This window comes from Martinezella tropici, from assembly GCF_008370325.1.
Taxonomy (GTDB): domain Bacteria; phylum Pseudomonadota; class Alphaproteobacteria; order Rhizobiales; family Rhizobiaceae; genus Rhizobium; species Rhizobium tropici_B.
Map to the genome: position 1 here is coordinate 498,997 of NZ_VNIP01000006.1, position 19,403 is coordinate 518,399.

Annotated in this window: 22 protein-coding genes; 9 read left to right on the top strand and 13 right to left on the bottom strand. The window is 61.2% G+C overall.

Annotated features, from left to right (window positions below):
- Positions 1 to 23 precede the first annotated feature (23 nt).
- Positions 24 to 464, top strand: coding sequence for an aminoglycoside 6'-N-acetyltransferase (gene aac(6') / locus FP026_RS10805; protein WP_149634612.1), 441 nt, complete (start codon positions 24 to 26; stop codon positions 462 to 464).
- Positions 465 to 489: 25 nt separating this feature from the next.
- On the opposite strand, the gene FP026_RS10810 is transcribed toward aac(6'), so the two are convergent.
- Positions 490 to 1,152, bottom strand: a complete 663-nt coding sequence (locus FP026_RS10810; protein ID WP_149634613.1) for a GNAT family N-acetyltransferase — start codon at positions 1,150 to 1,152, stop codon at positions 490 to 492.
- Positions 1,153 to 1,181: 29 nt separating this feature from the next.
- Positions 1,182 to 1,865 (bottom strand): pyridoxamine 5'-phosphate oxidase family protein, encoded by a 684-nt coding sequence (locus tag FP026_RS10815; protein ID WP_149634614.1) that lies wholly within the window; start codon positions 1,863 to 1,865, stop codon positions 1,182 to 1,184.
- 94 nt (positions 1,866 to 1,959) lie between these two features.
- On the opposite strand from FP026_RS10815, the gene FP026_RS10820 reads away from it, so the two are divergent.
- Positions 1,960 to 3,387: a PLP-dependent aminotransferase family protein gene (locus tag FP026_RS10820; protein ID WP_149634615.1), complete on the top strand. Its 1,428-nt coding sequence runs from the start codon at positions 1,960 to 1,962 to the stop codon at positions 3,385 to 3,387.
- On the opposite strand, the gene FP026_RS10825 is transcribed toward FP026_RS10820, so the two are convergent.
- On the bottom strand, positions 3,377 to 4,240 hold the full coding sequence (locus FP026_RS10825; protein WP_149634616.1) for a helix-turn-helix domain-containing protein: 864 nt from the start codon (positions 4,238 to 4,240) through the stop codon (positions 3,377 to 3,379). The two genes, FP026_RS10820 and FP026_RS10825, sit on opposite strands and share 11 nt — an antisense overlap.
- A 134-nt stretch (positions 4,241 to 4,374) precedes the next feature.
- Between FP026_RS10825 and FP026_RS10830 the strand changes: the two genes are divergently transcribed.
- Positions 4,375 to 5,310 (top strand): phytanoyl-CoA dioxygenase family protein, encoded by a 936-nt coding sequence (locus FP026_RS10830; RefSeq protein ID WP_149634617.1) that lies wholly within the window; start codon positions 4,375 to 4,377, stop codon positions 5,308 to 5,310.
- Positions 5,311 to 5,399: 89 nt separating this feature from the next.
- On the opposite strand, the gene FP026_RS10835 is transcribed toward FP026_RS10830, so the two are convergent.
- The 5 genes from FP026_RS10835 to FP026_RS10855 form a co-directional block, all read right to left on the bottom strand.
- Positions 5,400 to 5,981 carry a histidine phosphatase family protein gene (locus tag FP026_RS10835; protein ID WP_149634618.1) on the bottom strand — a complete coding sequence of 194 codons (582 nt, stop codon included), beginning with the start codon at positions 5,979 to 5,981 and terminating at the stop codon, positions 5,400 to 5,402.
- Positions 5,982 to 6,213: 232 nt separating this feature from the next.
- Positions 6,214 to 6,420 carry a hypothetical protein gene (locus FP026_RS10840; protein ID WP_149634619.1) on the bottom strand — a complete coding sequence of 69 codons (207 nt, stop codon included), beginning with the start codon at positions 6,418 to 6,420 and terminating at the stop codon, positions 6,214 to 6,216.
- Positions 6,417 to 7,163, bottom strand: a complete 747-nt coding sequence (locus FP026_RS10845; RefSeq protein ID WP_149634620.1) for a COG4280 domain-containing protein — start codon at positions 7,161 to 7,163, stop codon at positions 6,417 to 6,419. The genes FP026_RS10840 and FP026_RS10845 overlap by 4 nt, the downstream gene beginning before the upstream one ends.
- A gap of 119 nt (positions 7,164 to 7,282) precedes the next feature.
- Positions 7,283 to 8,179: a MurR/RpiR family transcriptional regulator gene (locus tag FP026_RS10850; RefSeq protein ID WP_149634621.1), complete on the bottom strand. Its 897-nt coding sequence runs from the start codon at positions 8,177 to 8,179 to the stop codon at positions 7,283 to 7,285.
- A 159-nt stretch (positions 8,180 to 8,338) separates the two neighbouring features.
- Positions 8,339 to 9,376 carry an LLM class flavin-dependent oxidoreductase gene (locus tag FP026_RS10855; RefSeq protein WP_149634622.1) on the bottom strand — a complete coding sequence of 346 codons (1,038 nt, stop codon included), beginning with the start codon at positions 9,374 to 9,376 and terminating at the stop codon, positions 8,339 to 8,341.
- 202 nt (positions 9,377 to 9,578) lie between these two features.
- Between FP026_RS10855 and FP026_RS10860 the strand changes: the two genes are divergently transcribed.
- The gene (locus tag FP026_RS10860) at positions 9,579 to 9,956 is read left to right on the top strand and encodes a cupin domain-containing protein (protein WP_149634623.1); all 378 of its coding nucleotides are present in this window, start codon (positions 9,579 to 9,581) and stop codon (positions 9,954 to 9,956) included.
- A gap of 60 nt (positions 9,957 to 10,016) precedes the next feature.
- On the opposite strand, the gene FP026_RS10865 is transcribed toward FP026_RS10860, so the two are convergent.
- The gene (locus FP026_RS10865; RefSeq protein WP_149634624.1) at positions 10,017 to 11,678 is read right to left on the bottom strand and encodes a phosphoethanolamine transferase; all 1,662 of its coding nucleotides are present in this window, start codon (positions 11,676 to 11,678) and stop codon (positions 10,017 to 10,019) included.
- Between the two features lie 244 nt (positions 11,679 to 11,922).
- On the opposite strand from FP026_RS10865, the gene FP026_RS10870 reads away from it, so the two are divergent.
- Positions 11,923 to 12,309, top strand: coding sequence for a response regulator (locus tag FP026_RS10870; protein ID WP_149634625.1), 387 nt, complete (start codon positions 11,923 to 11,925; stop codon positions 12,307 to 12,309).
- Positions 12,310 to 12,321: 12 nt separating this feature from the next.
- Here FP026_RS10870 and FP026_RS10875 read toward each other — a convergent pair whose 3' ends face one another.
- Together FP026_RS10875 and FP026_RS10880 are read right to left on the bottom strand one after the other, a co-directional pair.
- On the bottom strand, positions 12,322 to 13,089 hold the full coding sequence (locus FP026_RS10875) for a phosphatase PAP2 family protein (protein ID WP_149634626.1): 768 nt from the start codon (positions 13,087 to 13,089) through the stop codon (positions 12,322 to 12,324).
- A gap of 212 nt (positions 13,090 to 13,301) precedes the next feature.
- A complete protein-coding gene (locus tag FP026_RS10880) occupies positions 13,302 to 13,679 on the bottom strand; it encodes a VOC family protein (RefSeq protein WP_149634627.1) in 378 nt (125 codons plus the stop codon).
- Between the two features lie 352 nt (positions 13,680 to 14,031).
- On the opposite strand from FP026_RS10880, the gene FP026_RS10885 reads away from it, so the two are divergent.
- Together FP026_RS10885 and FP026_RS10890 are read left to right on the top strand one after the other, a co-directional pair.
- Positions 14,032 to 14,424: a YciI family protein gene (locus FP026_RS10885; protein WP_149634628.1), complete on the top strand. Its 393-nt coding sequence runs from the start codon at positions 14,032 to 14,034 to the stop codon at positions 14,422 to 14,424.
- A 31-nt stretch (positions 14,425 to 14,455) separates the two neighbouring features.
- Positions 14,456 to 15,727: an RNA polymerase sigma factor gene (locus tag FP026_RS10890; RefSeq protein WP_149634965.1), complete on the top strand. Its 1,272-nt coding sequence runs from the start codon at positions 14,456 to 14,458 to the stop codon at positions 15,725 to 15,727.
- Between the two features lie 31 nt (positions 15,728 to 15,758).
- Here FP026_RS10890 and FP026_RS10895 read toward each other — a convergent pair whose 3' ends face one another.
- Positions 15,759 to 17,159 carry an MFS transporter gene (locus FP026_RS10895; protein ID WP_149634629.1) on the bottom strand — a complete coding sequence of 467 codons (1,401 nt, stop codon included), beginning with the start codon at positions 17,157 to 17,159 and terminating at the stop codon, positions 15,759 to 15,761.
- Between the two features lie 120 nt (positions 17,160 to 17,279).
- Between FP026_RS10895 and FP026_RS10900 the strand changes: the two genes are divergently transcribed.
- Positions 17,280 to 18,275, top strand: a complete 996-nt coding sequence (locus FP026_RS10900) for a LysR family transcriptional regulator (protein WP_149634630.1) — start codon at positions 17,280 to 17,282, stop codon at positions 18,273 to 18,275.
- A gap of 20 nt (positions 18,276 to 18,295) precedes the next feature.
- Positions 18,296 to 18,799 (top strand): GNAT family N-acetyltransferase, encoded by a 504-nt coding sequence (locus FP026_RS10905; RefSeq protein ID WP_149634631.1) that lies wholly within the window; start codon positions 18,296 to 18,298, stop codon positions 18,797 to 18,799.
- Between the two features lie 22 nt (positions 18,800 to 18,821).
- Here FP026_RS10905 and FP026_RS10910 read toward each other — a convergent pair whose 3' ends face one another.
- The gene (locus tag FP026_RS10910; protein ID WP_149634632.1) at positions 18,822 to 19,283 is read right to left on the bottom strand and encodes a cupin domain-containing protein; all 462 of its coding nucleotides are present in this window, start codon (positions 19,281 to 19,283) and stop codon (positions 18,822 to 18,824) included.
- Positions 19,284 to 19,403: the final 120 nt, after the last annotated feature.

Here is a 19,403-nt window from a genome sequence, read left to right on the forward strand (position 1 = left end):
GTGGCCGGATAGGAGGTCGAGAGATGCTGATAGAGAAGGCGGGACACGAGCATCTGGAGGGTTGGGTGGGCCTGCGCGCGGCGCTTTGGCCCGACGACTCGGTCGAACACCACCGCGCGGAACTTGCGCAGTTTCGTTCTAATGAAAACGGTATTGCTTTCGTGGCGATCGATTCTGCCGGTCATGTCGGCGGTTTTGCCGAAGCGACATTGCGGCACGATTACGTCAATGGCTGCGAGACCTCACCGGTCCTCTTCCTCGAGGGAATCTATGTGCGTCCGGAAAATCGGCGGGAAGGGGTGGCGCAGGCGCTTTGCCAGGCTGTTGCCGCTTGGGGGCGAGATGCCGGCTGCGTGGAATTTGCCTCGGATGCGCTGATCGACAATCTTGCGAGCCACGCTTTTCACGCCGCGCTCGGCTTCGTCGAAACCAGGCGCGTGGTCTATTTCCGCAAGCTCTTGTAGGCCGGCGCTGCAGAGAAGTATCGGGTTATCCGAATGTCAGCTTGGTCTTCTGCTGTCTGGCTTCGTCGAAATTCTCCGGCTTCAGCCAGCGTTCGTAGCCGGCCTTCAACCGCGGCCAATCGGTGTCGATTATGGCAAACCAGGCGGTGTCGCGGTTTTTACCCTTCGCGACCATGTGCTGGCGGAAGATGCCTTCGAAAACGAAACCAAAGCGTTCGGCCGCCTGCTTCGAGGGTTCGTTGAGGTTGTTGCACTTCCATTCGAAGCGGCGATAGCCGAGCGTGTCGAAAACATAGGATGCAAACAGATAGAGGGTTTCCGTCGTCACGCGGCTGCGAGCGATCGCGGGTCCCCAAAGGATGCTGCCGATCTCGATGACGCCATGCGTGTTGTCGATGCGCATCAATGCCTGCCGGCCTTCGGCGCGGCCCGTGCGCTTGTCGATCGTCGCGAAGAAGAGCGGATCGGTGCCTGACGACGCTTTCTCGAGCCATGTCGAAAAGTCGGCATAGTCCGGCGGCACATGTTCGAAGAGGTAGCGGAAACGATCTTCGGCGCCAGGGGCACGGGCCGAGGCATAGAGATCCTCGCCATGACGGGCCGGATCGAGCGGTTCGATCCGCGTGTAGTTGCCTTCCAGAGTAATACGCTCGGGGCGGGGTACGCCCTTCCAGTTCGTCAGATCCATGTCAACGTCCTTTGGTCATCAAATATAGCCTAGCGGAGCCGGCCGGATTGTATCAGGTCTGCGAGGGGTTGTGGCAGTTCCATCCCGTCGGGCAAGCCGGGGGCTGGCTGTGGCGATACCAGACGGCTTTCAATGGGTAGGACGCCAGCCCAGACCGGATGATCTGCCTCGTCCACATCGCCCGGCGGGCCGTTGCGGATCTTGGCCGAGGCCTCTTCGATTTTCATCCGCATGACTGAGGTCGCTTTGACCTCCTGTTTGGTCATCGGTCTCAGGCCATCCCAGCGGCCGGGAAACAGGTCTTCGATCAGGCGGCGCAGCGCATCGGTCTTCTCGTCGAGATCATCGACCAGACGAGCCGTGCCGAAGACCATGGCCGAGCGGTAATTGACGGAGTGATTGAAGGCGGAGCGGGCCAGCACATAGCCATCGATGATGCTGCAGGTCAGGCAGACAGGCATATCCTCGGCGGCGCGCAGGAAGCGGCTGGCGGACGAGCCATGCCAATAGACATAATCGCCCTCACGCCAGTGCAAGGTCGGCGTCACATAGGGCGCACCGTCGATGACGTAGCCGACGTGACAGAGCGGGGCGGCATCCAGAATGGCGTGGACATCGGCATGGGAGTGGCTGCCGCGCTTCGGGCTGCGCCGGATGCGGGTGCGCTCAGTGGTCGGGTAGGTGCTTGAAACGGGCGGATAGTGATCGGCCATGTCTTCCTCACAGATCGGGCGTTGATCTCTGCCAGCAAAGAGGTAGGCTATAAACGGCCAGTTTTTTGATTTTCAGCAGACCAGTTGAGGTTTCATGACAGCGGTGGCGCAATGGCCGGCACTCGACCGGAGTTCGGGTGACCTCGAGGGCCAAGTCTATCGCCTGATGCGCGATCGGATCCTGCATGGACAGATGCCGGCAGGGCAGCGCGTGCCGTCGACGCGGACGATGGCGCTCTCGCTCGGCGTTGCGCGTTCGACCGTCGTTAATGCCTATGATCGCCTGAAAGCGGAGGGCTACCTGCAATCGGCAACCGGTGCTGCAACGCGCGTCGCAGCCTTTCCGTCGCCACCGTTGTCAGGGCAGGCCGCTGCGCCGCTGCCGAACCAACCGCGCGTTACGGAATTCAAAACAGGAGGTTTGTTCGAGCCGGGTGTGCCGGATGTGTCAGTCTTTCCCCATGCAGCCTGGGCGCGTTGTCTGGGTGCCCGGGGCCGCTCTTTGCGGGTTCATGATCTCGGATACCGCGATCATGGCGGCGTTCGCGAGTTGCGCGAAGCCATCCTCGATCATATCGCTGCGACGCGCGGCGTGATTGCCCGCCCTGAGCAGGTGGTGATCGTGCCGTCGACGGGCGCCGCGATCGGGCTGCTTGCGAGCGCGCTGATTCGTGCCGGAGATCCGGGTGGCGATGTGGTCTGGATGGAGGATCCCGGCTATGCCAGCGCGCAGGCAATTCTGCGGATGGCCGGCGCCAATCTCGTGCCGGTTCCTTGCGATGCGGAGGGCATCGATATCGCGCGGGGTGTCGGGCCGTCGCCGCGACTGATCTATGTCACGCCTTCGCATCAATATCCGACCGGCGTCACCATGAGCCTGCCGCGCCGTCTCGCTTTGCTCGAATTTGCCCGGGTCAATGGCGCGATCGTGCTGGAAGATGATTACGACAGCGAGTTCCAGTATGCGTCGCGACCGATCGCCGCCTTGCAGGGCATCGATCGCGGCGAAGTGGTCGCCTATGTTGGCACCTTCTCGAAGACGCTCGCGCCCGGCCTGCGTGTTGCATACGCCGTCGTGCCGTCCCGGTTGGTGGCGGCGACCGAGGCGGCGCAGCGGCTCAGAGGCACCGTCGTGCCTGTTCATATCCAGGCGGCTCTTGCCGATTTCATGCGCGAGGGGCGGTTTCGTGCGCATCTGAGGCAGATGAACGCCATTTATGCGGAGCGCATGGCGGCGACCGTATCGGCACTCGATCATTATTGCGGCGCTTGGCTGGAGGTGGGAGCAGGCGGCGGCGGGTTGCAGCTGGCAAGCTGGTTCCGCGATACAAAGACCGATGATGTCGCCGTCGCGCGGATCATCAATGCCAATGGTTTCGCTGTTCGGCCGATATCGGCGCTGTATCTCGGCCCCGCGCGACCCGGGCTGCTGCTCGGCATCGCCCGCATGGCGGCCCAGGCAGCGGATGCGGCGGCGGCGGCGATTGCCAGGCTGCTGGAAGCGGCGCCTGTCAGCGCCTGAGAAACATTGCCCGATATTCGCGCGGGGTCATGTCCTTCAGCGCCTTGAACTGCCTGTTGAAATTGGCAAGCGAGGCGTAGCCGACGGCATCGCCGATGTGGTGGATGGCTTGATCGGTGGAGGAGAGGCGTGCGCAGGCGTCGCCGATGCGCATGCGCATGAGATAATCCGATACCGTCCCGCCGGTATGGCGGCGAAACATGCGGTGCAGGCCGGAAGCGCTGAGGGCAGCGATATCGGCCAGTTCATCGAGGCTGATTGCGCGGGCATAGTGAAGATGCATATGCGTCAGTACGCGGTCGATGCGCTCGCGGCTCTCCTTGAGATCAGGCGCCTGTGCGGGTGCACTTGCAAGCGGCGTTGTCTGCCAGTCTTCCGCGACTCTCACCAGAATGCCGAGCAGTGATAAGAGACGCTCGACGGGCGGCTTTTCGAAAATGGTTTCGAAGGCAGGGCGGACGGCGGCCGAGGTCGTCTGCGAAAAGCGCAAACCGTTGTCTCCGCGTTGCAGCATGGCTTCGATCGATCGGAATTCGACGGCACCCGCCGTCATCTGTAGCAGCCATTCGCGATTGAACCAGAGCACGAGCGCGACATGCGGCTTTTCCTCCTCGATCTTGGCGCGCGAAACCCAGCTGTGCGGCAGATTGGGCCCGACGAGGACGAGATCGCCGTCACCATAATCCGCGCTGTGGTCGCCGATGAAGCGCTGCCCGATGGAGTTCAGCGTGAGCGTCAGCTCGAATTCCGGATGGTGATGCCATTGGAACGGAATGCAGTCGTCGAGCCGGCGGTTCAGCATGCTCCAGGATGCTTCCGGCGAACGGGGCAGGACTTCGAGATAGGGCCTCATAGGGCGTCCAAGGTATTACAGAGGCCAGAATAGTATCAGAACTGGCCAGAGCTGGGCAACATCGAAACTCCAGGTGGAGGTACAACTTGTTCCGTCACCCGAAACCAGAGGGGCCAGCGAGATGGAGGAAACCGATGCAACCTGCCTTGAAACGAGACGCTCACCCGACCGCGTCAGCGGTCACGACGCAATTGAAGGATATCCAGAAGACATTGCCGCTCAGGGTGCTGTCGAAGGACGATTGGCAGCATTGGATCACGAAGGGTTATGTGATCGTACGCCAGGCGGTGCCGGCGGCGAATGTCGAGCGGCTTGTCGACGTTTTGTGGCGTTTTGACGAGAAGGACCCGAACGACCCCTCCACCTGGTATGCGCCGCAGCGGCGCGAGCACAAAATGAAGGAGCTCAACAATACCGGCATGCTGGAGATCTACAATCACCAGCATCTCTGGGACAACCGGATGGAAAAGCGGATCTATGATGTCTTCGTCGATATATGGGATCGCGAGGATCTCTGGGTCACCATCGATCGCGCCAATCTCAACCCACCGAAGAAAGTGAAGGGTAATCCGAACGGCTTCATCCACTGGGATGTCGATACCTCGATCCGTCCGCTGCCAATCGGCGTGCAGGGTGTTTTGAGCCTGAAGAAGCAGGATGGCGATGTCGGCGGGTTCCAGTGCGTGCCTGAGCTCTTCGAGCATTTCGAGGAGTGGGAAAAGACGCAGCCGGCCGATCGCGATCCGATGCATCCCGACATGACGGGTCTCTCGGTCGTCAACATCGACATGGAGCCCGGCGACCTGATGATCTTCAACTCACTGCTCGCGCATGGCGTCCGTCCCAACCATTCGGACAACCGCGTTCGCATGGCGCAATATATCTCCATGCATCCGGCGGAATACGACAATGTCGCCGAGCGGGAGGAACGCATACGTCTGTGGCGCGAGCTCGACCATCCGAGGCGCGACGCCTTTCCCGGCGACCCTCGCGAATGGGAAAAGCACAATGCGACGCCGGCCGAACTGACGCCGCTTGGCGAAAAGCTGCTGGGCCTCGAGCCCTGGTAAGCGGCTGAAGGTCGGCTTCCTGAAAAACATCGAGCGGCCTTGGGCCGCTCGAAATGTTTATGGAGATTTGGCTGAGTGCTGCGCGTCCGTTAGATTTCGTTCCAGCGGCGGATGACCGGTTCGGTCAGATCATGCTCGTAGCCGAGCACGCTGATGCTTGTGGTATCTAGGATCAGATGCGCACCGCCCTCCGGTGGCAAGCCGACCCAGCGGGCGGCGAAGACGCGCAGGAAATGGGCGCTTGAGAAGATCAGGACGGAGCCGTCAATGCCGCGAAGTTCGCCGATGATCCGGTCGGCGCGCGCGCCGACATCGGCGGCAGACTCGCCGTTCGGGCAGCCGTCGCGAAAGACCTGCCAGCCCGGTCGTTCGGCAAGGATCGCCTTGGTGGTGATGCCTTCATAGGCGCCGTAATCCCATTCGGCCAGGTCGTCCTTGACGACGCGCCGGTCGCCGAAGCCGGCCAGCGCACAGGTGTTTTGCGCGCGCTGCGAGGGGCTTGACCAGACGGCGGCGAAATCGATTAGGGGCAGGCGGCCTGCGACTTTGCGGGCCGCTTCCTCACCTGCTGCGGTCAAGGGAATATCGGTCCGGCCGGTATGCCTGCCGGAAAGGCTCCACTCCGTCTGCCCGTGCCGTACGAGATAGACTTCGGGATAGGCGCTGCTCATGCCGTTTCTCCTTTTCGCTACAGCATCGGCCGAAAATCGGGATCGATTTTCGGAAAGCCTGATGCGTAGATTCAAACATTGAGAGCGTCCTTTGTGCGTCCGTACGGACGCACGGCGCTCTAGCATGCGGAATTCTTCGCATCTGCGAAGGGTTCTGTCGAGGGTTAAGGCTGTTCGGCAGGTGTCGTGACAACCCTCTGCAAATCCAAGCTCTTGCAGAGGGTTGTGGATCTCATCGTTTCACGGCGCGACGGACGCTGTAGAACAGGATGGCGAGACAACCGACCAACAGGAGAAGGCCGCCTGCGAGCGGCGGCATGGCGAGAAACTCCACCGCTCCGGCAACCACCAGGATAAGGATGAGGCAGAGAGTGGCGAGGCTGCCGTCGTCGATGAACATGCCGATAAGCTCTGACAGCGCGATGCGGAGGAGGGTCATTGGGCTGCCTTTGCTGTCGGGTTGCCGCGCGTGACGCGGATGATGGCATAGGAGGCGAGGGAGACGATCGCGAAGATGGCGATCAGCGCGAGATCCTCGCCCGGCCAGTGCGCGCCGATGCCTTCGCCGGTCCAGAAGATGCCGAAGCTTGTCAGCATGAGGCCGACGACGAATTTGAGCGTGTTTTCCGGCACGGTGGCGAGCGGGCGGTGGACCAGCAACCCAATCAGCATGACCAGCACGAAGGCGGCAAGCGCGCCGAGGCCGGCATAGAGCGTCAGGCCATGCGCGCCGCCGACGGCGATGACGATGAAGACAACTTCGACCCCTTCGAGCAGCACCGCCTTGAAGGCGGCGAGGCCGGCAAGATAATCGGCGCGGCGATCCGAAGACTGTGCCTGCAGCGCCGCCGTCTCTTTCGAGAAGGCAGCTTCCTCGTCATGCAGGGCGATGACGCCGATCGAGCGGAGAATGGCTTTGCGCAGCCAGCGCATGCCGAACAGGATGAGGAGAACGCCGACGACGAATTGCAGCGTCTCGATCGGGATCAGCGCCAGCAGCGGTCCGAAGATGAGGACGAGGGCCGCCAGCACCGCGAGGGCAAGGGCTGCTCCTGTCAGCGCCGGACGCCAGCTTCGCGTGACGCCGACGGCAAGCACGATGGTGAATGCCTCCACGACCTCGACGAACGAGGCAAGGAAGGATGCCGTCACGGTGGAGAGAATGGGTGTGAGGCTGTTCATGAAATGATTCCCGAATGACGGTTAGGGCATTGGCTACAAACGGTATTTTCCGGGCGGTCGTTCTTCATGTCCTGCGTGAGCTTGCGAGAGGGCCATTCCGGATTGGCGTTTTCTCGTCTTCAATTGCGCTTCCTCGCGCCGCGCTTACTCCATGATTTATCGAGGGCGCCACGCAGCTGAGTGAGCTGGTCGAGGCTGTCGATTGCGACGTCCCTGCCCTTGGCCGCCAGCGCGATGACCAATGCCTCGATCAGCACCATCGTGCCGGCATGCATGGCGAGGTGGCCGGCATTGCCGCGCGGGACGGGAAGGACTTCCGCGACCTTATCGGCGGTGAGCGGGCCAAGATCGTCGCTGATGAGTATGACCGGCACGCCATGCTTGCCGGCGTGTTCCAGCAGCACTTCGACCTCGCGATAGAGCGGGGCATAGGCCATCATCAGCACGACGTCGCCTTTGCTTATCCCAAGCAGTCGGTCCGCCAGAGCGATGCCCGACGCCGAAAGCGCATGGGTCGGCAGGCCGATGCGGTTGAATTGAAGGCTGGCATAATCCGCCATCGCGCCCGAAGGACCGATGCCGAAGACATGGCGCCGCGTGGCGCCTGCAAGAATATCGACGCTGCCTTCGAAGCTTACGGCAAATTCCTCACGTCGCAGGACGTCCAGGGCCTGTTCGTGCATGCCGATAACGTGGCGAAGCGCATCGACGGCCTGGCTGCCCGTTGCAGCCAATGTACGCTCCATCCGTGTTCCGGGTGAGGGTGTTCCTGTCAGCTCCGCAAGCACAGCGGTCCGCAGCGCCGACAGGCTTTCAAAGCCAAGGGTGCGCGCCGTGCGCACGACGGTGGCGTCGCTGGTGCCGGCGAGTTGCGCGATCTGAGCCGCCGAGTTCAGCAAGGTTGCCTGCTTCTGGTCGATAAAGAAGCGGGCAACGCGCTGCTCCGCAGGCGCCAGCGTTTCGAGCATGCCGAGAATGCGGTCGTCGACAGTATGAGGTTTTGTCTTCTCTTCCATCGGCTGCCTTCGATATGTAGCGGACACTACTAATTTCGATATCGGTAGCATTTACTGCAAGAAGATGACAGCGCAAAAACAGCGGGCACCTCGCTGCATTGCGAAGCGCTCGCTGATCCGATCGATTATCAAAGGCGACAGGAAGACACTCGGCTGCGATTATGCCGCCAGCGCGGCGCGCACGGCCGGGATCACCTTCCGGCCATAGAGTTCGATGCAGCGCAGCATCTTGTCGTGGCCGAGTGCTCCGGCGCTGTACTTCAGCTGGAAGCGGCTGATGCCGAGCGTCTTGACGACCGGAGCGAGCTTGGCGGCGACCGTTTCCGGCGAGCCGACATAGAGCGATCCCTTTTCGATTTCGCTGTCGAACTCAGCACGCGTCATGGGCGGCCATCCGCGCTCGCGGCCGATGCGGTCGCGCATCGCCTTGAAGCAGGGCCACAGTTCTTCGCGTGCCTGTTCATCCGTCTCGGCGATATAGCCGGGCGAATGGATGCCGACCGGCTGCACCGGCTTGCCGAGTTGCTCGAAGGCGCGGTGATAGAGATCGACATAGGGTTGGAAGCGATAGGGGCTGCCGCCGATGATCGCCAGCATCAGTGGCAGATCATAGTGAGCCGCACGGACTACGGATTCCGGACTGCCGCCGACGCCAATCCAGGTCTTCAGCTGGCCGCTCTCGATGGTCGGGAAGACTTTCTGGTTGCGCAGCGGCGGACGGATGCTGCCCTGCCAGTTCACCGGCTCGTTTTTAAGGAGGGCCGCGAACAGATCGAGCTTTTCCTCAAAGAGCTGCTCGTACTGCGACAGCTCGAAGCCGAACAGCGGGAAGGACTCCGTAAACGAGCCGCGGCCGAGAATGACTTCGGCGCGGCCGTTCGAAACCGCGTTCAGGCTGGAGAAGCGCTGGAACACGCGGATCGGGTCATCCGAGCTCAGTACCGTTACGGCCGAACCGAGATGGATTTTCGATGTGCGGCTGGCGATAGCGGCCAGGATCGTTTCGGGCGAAGAGACCGCGAAATCCTCGCGGTGATGCTCGCCGATGCCGAAGAAGTCTATCCCGAGCTGATCGGCAAGGACGCCTTCCTCGACGACATTGCGCAGCACCTGCGCATGCGGCAACGGCGTGCCGTTGTCGTCAAAGGTCACGTCGCCGAAAGTATCTAGGCCGAATTCGACATTGTGTGTCGTCATGATTTTTCCTGTCATGTGTCGAAATGATAATGTTGAGACAGCATGTAGTGTCGCTCCCAATCATCCACTACCCGGAAAGTTTCGGCGAAAACCTTCGAGGAATTCGATATGCCAGGGCACGGGCCGGCGTTGCCTTCGGCAAGGCCGACGTCAATATTGGCCACGGCGGTATCATGCCGTTTGGGCCTAGAGGAGGAAGCATATGGTCGTGCTGAAGAAGATCAATCTTACCAAGGCTTTCGCAGCATTCGATGAGGCGTGGAGTCCGCGCATCGGCGGCGACATCAACGATTTCCAAGTCAAGCTCGTGAAGCTGGATGGCGCTTTCCATTGGCATCATCATGAAGAGGAGGACGAGCTGTTCCTCGTCGTCAAGGGCACGCTGCGCATGAAGCTGCGCGAGGAAAACGGCGGCGACATCGTGCTTGGACCCGGCGAGTACATCATCATTCCACATGGGGTGGAACATTGCCCGGTCGCCGAACCGAGCTGTGAAGTCGTGCTTTTCGAGCGCAATACGACGCTCAATACCGGCAATGTGGAAAACGAGCGGACGATCCGCGAGCCTAAACGACTTTGAGATATCTCCAAGGCTCGGCGGCCCCGCCGAAGCAGAGGCCGCCTGCCATTGCTCAGTCCGTCAGTTCAGCGCCAGCTTGTTCGATGGCGTGCGGCAGGCGGCGAACACGTCCAGCTTGGGATCGTAGGCTTTCGTCGATACGTCCATCATGCCGAGAACGCTGTGGAAGATATTGTCGTGGGAATAAGTGCCCTCGGCGGCACGTTTGGAGAGGCAGGCCATGTCGAAACCGGCTGCCTTGGCGAGATCGTCGGCCATCCATACCAGCATGGGCACCTGCGTCTGCTGCGACGGGGCGATGATATAGGGCGTGCCGTGCAGGTAGATGCCGTTTTCGCCGAGGGATTCGCCGTGATCGGAGAAATAGAGCACGGAGCCGGATACCGAATTCGAGCGCTGTTTCAGCTTGTCGATGATCATCGAGACGACATGATCCGTATAGAGGATCGTATTGTCATAGGCATTGGTGATTTCTTCCTGCGAGCAGGAGCTGAAGTCGTTGGAACGGCAATCCGGGCGGAAGCGGCGGAATTCCTCGGGATAACGCTGATAGTAGGCCGGGCCGTGGCTGCCGAGCTGATGCAACACCAGCACGCTGTCGCCCTTCACCTTGTCCAGCCAGCCGTCGATCTTGTCGACGAGGATCTCGTCCCTGCATTCGCCATCCTGGCAGAAGCGCGGATCGGCAGAGTGCGGCAGGTAGGTGTAGGAGACGCGATCGGTCACATTGTAGCTGCCGGTGTCGTTGTCGAGCCAGGTAACGTCAACCTTGGCATGGGTCAGCACATCGAGCAGGTTTTCCGTCTCCAGCCCCTTGCGATGGCTGTATTGTTGGCGCGTGTAGACCGAGAACAGGCAGGGTATGGAGGTGGCCGTCGCGGTACCGCAGCTGCTCGTATTCGGGAAATAGACGACGTCGCGCTTTGCCAGCTCCGGATTGGTCATCTTGGCGTAGCCGCCGAGCGAAAAGTTCTGCGCACGCGCCGTCTCTCCTGCAACGATGATCGTGACGCGCGGCTTGCCGCTATCGACCACGCCGACCCTGCGGGCATCCGTGCCCAGCGGTTGCGCGACGACGTTTGCGTTCCTTTGGGCATCGATCACGTAACGCACCGCGCTTGTGATCGGCATCACCGGATTGAGCGTATCCATCAGATCTCGATGAGCGCGGCCGACGCCGGCATAGGTTTTGTAGAAGCTGGTGCCGGCAACGACGAAGATCGCCGAACAGGCGAGAATGACGGCGGTATTGTAGACAAGCTTTTTGAGGATAGGACGATGAACGATCCGGATCCACATGATGACAAGCGAAGGCAAAATGCCCGTCAGCAGGACATAGGTCACGAAGCGCGCCGTGATCAGGTGCGCGCTTTCCGCCCCGGTCGACACTGCGGCATTGCGGATCATTTCCTTGTCGATGATGACGCCGAACTGATCGTTGAACCAGGACGACACGGATGCGACCAGCACGAAGAAAATCAGGACCGGCTTCATGACGTATTTAGCCGAGAAGAACGTGAAGAGCGCCATGACCACCGCGGAGACACCAAGCACGAAGGCGGCGAAGGCGGCGGGTTCAGCGATAAAATAGCCGTATGCCTTGGTCCAAAACATCCGATTTGTCACAAGAAGTACATATAAAGCGGCTATGAGGCAAAGTGTGACGCTACCGATGGCTGGCCTGAATTTTTGCCGGCCGGGCGTGGCGTTTTTGTTGGTCAATAATCTTCTCCGCGCATCTGCTGCCGGTCGGGGCGGAAATGCCACTACCGCAGGATGCGTTTTGGCTGCCAAAGCCGGCCACCATGGTCATCAATCCTGACATCTACCTGAATGGCGAGCTGTTGTGCAGAGCTGCTTCAAGCGCTGTTCGGATTATCTCCGCTTTTTGTTGACCTCCCGCTCTGAGTTCAGGTCGCCGTCAGAAATAGGCATCATAGCTGCCCGATGGCAACGGGGAGCAATCGTGCGGCTCTTATTGATCGAAGACAATCCGGCTATAGGCAATGCCGTGCAGGATCATCTGCATGCGGACGGCTGGTCGGTCGACTGGTCGATCAATCTCGAATCCGCAACGGCCGCAGTTGCGGTGAAAACGCATGATGTGGTTCTTCTCGACCTTCGATTGCCGGATGGAAGCGGTCTCGACGTGCTGAAGCTTATGGAAGCCCGTGGCGACACGACACCGGTCGTCGTCATGTCTGCCTATGATCAGTTATCGGACCAGATGACCGCCATGAGCATCGGCGCCGTGGATTATCTGGTGAAGCCCTTTGCGCTTGCCGAGATGGCGGTCCGTGTGCGGAAGGCAGCCTCGCGCGGCAGCCTGATGCGCACGCGCAATGTCAGCTGAGCGAGCGCCTTTTTAGGATTGAGTCGATACAGCCGGCCGCAGGAAATCGATCACGGCCATGGCAGCAGCAAAGACGACAAGGGGCAGGAGCCAGCCCAGGACGGCATCCGACAGGTAATGCGCGCCCGTCATAACGCGCATGACCGGCATCACGATCGAGACGATGGCGAGCGGAATACCGAGCCGGAGGCGCAGCTGTGGCGGCAGCAACAGTATGAGACAGAGCAGCCAGCCGCCCGACGACGCTTCTCCGGAAACGAAGGAGCAGTTTCCAAGGCACCTACCGGCAAATGACCCTGCCTGGACGAAGTCGAGCGAACCGCCGAAGAGATCGGTGCTGCGCGGCCGCGGCCTGCCGGAATAACTTTTGAGCAAAGTGTTCACGATGAGGCCGCAGCCGATTATCAGCGATATCAAGGCGGCGACATATCGATCCGTTTTCGGCGTGCGCCAGTCGGCGCCATGTTTGCGCCAGGACGAAATCAAGCTCGCGATAAGGGTGACCCCGGCGATGTAGGGTAGGGCAAGCGTCACGGCCCGCACGGTCTTGAAAAGAGGATTCTTGGCAAGAGCAAAGACGCCGCACACTTTACCGGGAAGGGTGGCCGACGCGCAGGGTGTAGCAGTGAAGACGTTCTTAGCGATGAGGAGATCGATCCCGGGGAAACGATAGAAGACAAACAGCAGCGCCCACCAGAGCGTGAAGAGCGCCAGAAACGCGACGAAGGATCTGCTTACTGGGGTCGTCCGTTTTGTATAGGCAATGGAATTGTCGAACATCGGGAACGTCGGCCACGGTCTGAACAAGTTCAAAAGAGCGCCCGTCTGGGTTTTGCAAAACGCCGAGACGGCCACTATCGAGTGTCCCGTACGACAGAAATCTGACAGCAGCCTGAAAGATCAAATGCTTAAGAAAATCAGACGACAAGAGCAATCCCGGTCAGGCCGATCCTGACCGGTCCAATGGGTCTCGATGTTGCCTTGGTTACGCTCTATTCGCCGGTCTGGAAATAGGCTTCCAGCCGATAGCCGTCGGGATCGATGACAAAGGCGGCATAGTAGAACTGGCTGTAGTCCGGCCGGATGCCCGGCTTGCCGTTGTCTTCGCCGCCATTGGCGATGCCGGCGGCATAGAAGGCGTCGACGGCAGCCTGGCTTGGGGCGATGAAACAGAAATGTAGGCCGGAGCCGCGATCGGCGGGCACGGGGCGCTCCACCTCGCTAACCCAGAACTGGGCGCGCTCCGCGCCATATCCGACCGTGCCGTCGAAATTGGTCACGCGCTCATAGCCAAGCGGTGCCAACGCAGCGTCGTAAAACGCCTGTGCCCGCGGCAGATCTTTGACGCCGATCGAGATATGGTCGAACATGAAAACAAGCTCCGTGTTGTCCGCGGAGTATTGCGAAGCCGCCCGTAGAAGACGACAGCTTTCGAAGCCCGCAGGTTCAATTCGGCCTCACAATCTTGCAATGGTTATGGGAAGTCAACAAAGCGAAGCGACGGGTTGCCGGATCGTTCGTTTCAAATTTCCGGTCGTGAAATCGGTTGGACGCTGCCGACCTTGATGAGCCGTGCCGGCCGGACGTGGGATTGTCGATGCTTGGCTGTGATACAATTTTTTTGGAGGCAACTGTCGATTTGCGAATGACTGCTTCGTTGTCAATATGAGCGGGCTTGTTCAGCGGCAATGGTGCCAGCGTCTCGCTTCCGGAGGAATTTCCATGCGTTTCATGTCTATCGTCACCTCTGCCCATCACATGGCTCCGACGCCGGAGCTTGCCGAAGCCATGGGCAAGCTTGCCGATCGGGAGATCAAGGCCGGCCGCATGCTTGACACCGCGGGGCTGCTGCCGCTTGCGACCGGCGCTCGCGTCACGATCAAGGATCGCAAGTTGAGCATCGTCGACGGTCCGTTCGTGGAGGCCAAGGAGGTCATCGGCGGCTATGCGATCTTCGAGCTGCAAAGCAAGGAAGAGGCCGTGGCCCTGGCAGTGGAGTTCATGCAGCTGCACAAGGATTTCATGCCCGGCTGGGAAGGCACATGTGAAGTGCGTGCTTATTTCGAGCCCGGTGCGGAGGGGATATGCGATCCTCTTGCCGAAGCAAGGGCATGATGCTTTCGGCCTATCATCGGGGCGGGCGGCCGTGACGGCCGCCGGCACCCATCGGGCGATTCTGGCCGTCTGGCGGATCGAACAGCCACGGCTCATCACCAGCCTGGCGCGATTGCTGCGCGACGTGCCGCTGGCCGAGGATCTGACACAGGAAGCGCTTGTGGTCGCCCTGGAGCGATGGCCGGAAACGGGCATCCCCGAGCGCCCAGGCGCATGGCTGATGACCACTGCCAAGCGCCGGGCGCTCGACCATCTGCGCCGTCGCCGGATGCTCGACCAGAAGCACGAGATGATCGTTCGGGAAATGGAAGAGGACGAACGGATCATGCCAGACCTGGACACTCCTCTCGATGACGATATCGGCGACGAAATGCTGCGCCTGATCTTCACGGCGTGCCATCCGCTGATTGCGCGCGAGGCACGCGTGGCGCTTGCCTTGCGGATGATCTGCGGCCTGACGACCGAGGAAATCGCCAGAGCGTTTCTCCTGTCGGAAGCGACGATCGCCCAACGCATCGTCCGCGCCAAGAAGACGTTGTCGGAATCGGGGCTTGCCTATGAAACGCCGCATGGCGAGGAATTGTCAGAGCGCCTGGCTTCGGTGCTGGAAGTCGTCTACCTGATCTTCAACGAGGGTTATACCGCCGCGCGCGGCGAGAACTGGCTTCGGCTGCAACTATGCAATGAGGCGCTGCGGCTGGGCAGAGTGTTGACCTCCGTTGCCCCGCTGGAGCCGGAGGCGCATGCGCTGCTGGCCCTGATGGAGCTGAACGCGTCCCGCGCGGCTGCCCGGACTGGTGCCGACGGCAACCCGATCCTCCTGCTCGAGCAGAATCGCGGCCGCTGGGATCGATTGCAGATTCAGCGCGGTTTGAAGGCCCTGAGGCGGGTAGAGGAGCTCGGGGGCGCCAGCGGGATCTATGCCTTGCAAGCCGCGATCGTCGCATGTCACGCGCGGGCGAGGACGGCCGATGAAACCGACTGGCGGCAGATCGCCGATCTTTATGCCGAGCTTGCCGAACTTATGCGTTCGCCGATTGTCGAACTCAATCGTGCGGTCGCCATCGGCATGGTCGACGGTCCCGAAGCGGCATTGGAGATCATTGAAGGTCTTCGCGACGAGCCGGCGCTGAAGGGCTATCATCTTTTGTCGAGCGTTCGCGGAGATCTTCTTTATAAACTTGGTCGATACGGCGAAGCGCGGCTGGCCTTCGAAGCGGCAGCCGCGATCGCTGAAAATCAGAGGGAGCGTGATCTCCTGCTGCGCCGCGCCGCCGAAGCTGCCGGCGCGGAGAAGGAGTGACCCGCCCATCGGCGGGCCAACTTGCTTCGGGCTATTCCGCAGCCTGATAATTCGCGGCTCTGGCGGCGGACGAACGCGGGCCGAGGGCTGCGAGCAGCGTGATGGCGGCAGCGAGGATCGTCACGAAACCGATGCCGGCAACATAGGGGTCCCAGCCGAAGTTCGGAGCCGCGCTGAAGACTGCTGATGCCGCCGCCAGGATGATGCCGCCGCCGATCTGGAAGGAGGCAAACAGCATGCCCGAAGCCAGGCCGGATTCATCGTCGCCAACGTCGGAGAGGGCGGCGACCTGGATCGATGGGTAGGTCATGGCATAGCCGACACCGAGCAGGAGCTGCGAGATGGCGACGAGCACTATCGTATCGATATGTCCGGCCGACAGTACCCAGAAAAGATAGCTGATGGCCTGCAATCCCACGCCGAAGGTCATCAGCAGGGTCGTGCCGCGATTCTGGCCGATCGTCGCGAAGCGTGGTGCCAGGAACATGACGCAGGTGCCGCCGATGGCGAAGGCGAAGCCGGTTGCAAAGGCCGACCAGCCGACGACGGTCTGGTAATAGAGCGTCGCGATGAACTGGAAGCCGACATAGGCTCCCTGATACAGAGCGGCGATGGCATTGGCATGGCTGAGCTTGGTGCGGCGGAACATGGCAAGTGGCACCATCGGATCATGATGGCGCGATTCCACGATCAGGAACAGGACGATCAGGATCAATGCGGCGAGGAGCGAACCCCAGGTCGCAAAGGCTTGCCAGCCATCGGCGGCGGCATTGGTGACGCCGAAGACGAAGAGCAGCAGTCCGGGCGTGATCGTCAGGGCACCGGCCCAATCGAAACGAGCTCCCGGGCCGCTGCGCTTTTGGTCAGCCGGCAGGACCAGTGGAGCGATGATCAGCGCCAGGATGGCGACGGGAGCACCCATGACGAGGGTCGCGCGCCAGCTGACGAGGGTTGCCGCGCCGCCCAGCACCATGCCGAGCACGAAGCCGGCAGCACCGGTGGAGGAGAAGACGCCAAGCGCTTTGGCGCGGGCATTGCCTTCTCCGAAGACGGAGAGAAGGAGGGCAAGTGCCGCCGGTGCGGTGAAAGCGGCGGCGATGCCCTTGATCAGGCGAGCGGCGATCAGGGTTGGGGCGCTATCGACGAAGCCGCCGGCAATGCTGGCGGCGGCAAAGACGGCGAGCGACCAGAGGAAGACGCGGCGGTGGCCGAAAAGATCGGCGACACGGCCGCCGAGCAGCAGGAAGCCGCCATAGCCGAGCACATAGGCGCTGACGGCCCATTGCAGGGAGGTCGCCTGCATGCCGAGCTCTTTCTGGATCGCGGGCAGGGCCACGCCAATGGTGGAGACGTCCATGGCGTCGAGGAAATTGGCGGCGCATAGCAGCAGCAACGCCAATCCCGCCCCGCTTCGGGTTTGTGAAGAAGTCATCGGGATCGTTCCTTTCTAGGTTGCCGCCTTTTGGGAGGTTGAAAGCGGCAGGGAACGAGAAAATGTACATCTTCAAACCCTATTGCAAATTGATAGTAACCATGTCAGGTATTACCGGCGATGATGAATGATGCGACCCTGCGAAAAATCGATCTCAACCTGCTGCTCGCCTTCTCCGTGCTGATGCAGGAGCGGAATGTGAGCCGTGCGGCCGAGCGCCTGCTGCTTGGCCAGCCGGGTCTTTCTGCCGCGCTTCGCCGGCTGCGCGAGACGCTGGATGACGAATTGTTCGTCCGTGTCGGGCGCGGCTTGCAGCCCACACCGCGCGCGCTGTCCATCGCGCCGGCGATCGAGGATGCTCTCTCCGGCATCGAGCGTGCCATCCGCCCGCCGGCAGCCTTCGATCCGGGAAGCTGGCAGGGGGAATTCCGCATCGGGCTTTGCGACAATCTCGAATCATCCTTCTTCGGGCCGCTGGCGGCGCGGTTGCGCCAGCTGGCGCCGAATGCCCGGCTGACCAGCGTCGCCTTCGACCGGCGTGACGCCGTGCGGCTGCTGGATGAGGGCGCCTTTGACTTCAGCATCTCGGTGCATGATGAGCCCGCCTCTTGGCATGTTCGCGCGCCGCTGTTCGAACAGGCTTCGCTCTGCATCTACGATGCCCGGCATCTCAAATGCGCGACGCCGCTGAGCCTGAAGCATTTCGCCAGCGCGCCGCATGTGACCGTTTCGCTTGAAGGCTCCATATCCACCAGTGTCGACGTCGCTCTCGCGCGCCTCGGCCATCGCCGGCAGGTGGTGGCGACGGTTCCCCGCTTTTCCGCCCTGCCGACGACGCTGCAGGCCATCCCGGCCATTGCGACGGTTCCTGAAGCGATTGCCCGCTGCATGGCACAACTGCATGATCTCACGATTTCGGAGCCGCCGTTCGAACTGCCGGCCGATCCGGTAACGATGCTCTATCGCCGCATCGATCAGGCCGACGGCCGCTCGGTGTGGTTTCGCCGCCTGTTCGTGGAGGTGGTGACGGCAGCGCTTGAGGCGAGCGGGTGCCGCATGGGCGTATCCACGGATGCCTGCTGCTACGATCCGCCTGTACTCGCCGAGGCGGTATGACCCTTCGAGGGGGAGGGGCCATGATCCGACATACGTCGCGCCTTTTCCTGCGGATGCCGGAAGAGCGGGATATCGACTTTCTTACGGCCCTGTTTTCGCGGCCGGAACTGGTCGCCCATCGGCCCGATCCGAGACCGGATTCTTCAGAAGAAAGCGCTCGGCGGTTGGCCCGTGACCGGGCACACTGGCGCCTGCACGGGTTCGGGCGCTGGGCGATCGAAACGGAACGGCGGCTGATCGGTTTTGGGGGCGTTACCGTCTCAACGGAATTCGAAGGGCTCAATCTCTCCTATCATCTGCATCCCGATTACTGGGGAAGCGGTTATGCGACGGAGCTGGTGAGGGAAGCCCTGGCCTTCGCCCGCAATGATCTGAAGGCGAAGCGGGTTGTCGGGCTCGTTCGGCCGATCAATATTGCCTCGCGGCGAGTACTGGAGAAGTGCGGATTTGATTTCGAACGCGAAGTCATGCTGCATGGAGCGCCAACTCATCTCCTGTCCCATAGGATGGCGGGTGTCGATTGACGGGATTGGACGCGTGGCTAGTTTAGCCGTCCGGATAGGGCATGCCGTCCTTGTGCACGAAGCGTCCGTCCGTGCTGGAGCTCATCATGTCGACATCAGAACAGGTAATGAGGTCCGTGGGCGAGCGCGTGCCTGCCTCGAGATAAACAGCCGTCGTGTTCGATTTGTTGATCATGTGATGGCCGTTGCCCGAACCTTTCGGGAAGGCGGCGCAATCGCCGGCGCGTAAGATGGTTTCACCATCATCCTCGATCAGCGTGAGTTCGCCTTCTAATATATAGACGAACTCATCCTCCTCCGAATGCCAGTGCCGCTGGCTCGACCAATTGCCCGGCGGCAGCCGCATCAGGTTGACGCCGAAATCCGTGAGGCCGCCGGCATTGCCCAGCCGCTGGCGTATGCGCTCGGCGCAGGGGTCATTGAAGGGGGCTGGATAACGCGTGCCTTTGACTTCGGGTATGGCTGCAATATCGATCTTCGGCATGATGATCCTGCCTGCGATTTGCCATGGATGGATGCGCTGTCTGTGTGGTCAAGTCTACCAAAACTCATCACTGCCAGTCCAGCAATGTATCTCGGTAAAGCGCGTGGGAAGTGCTGGTGA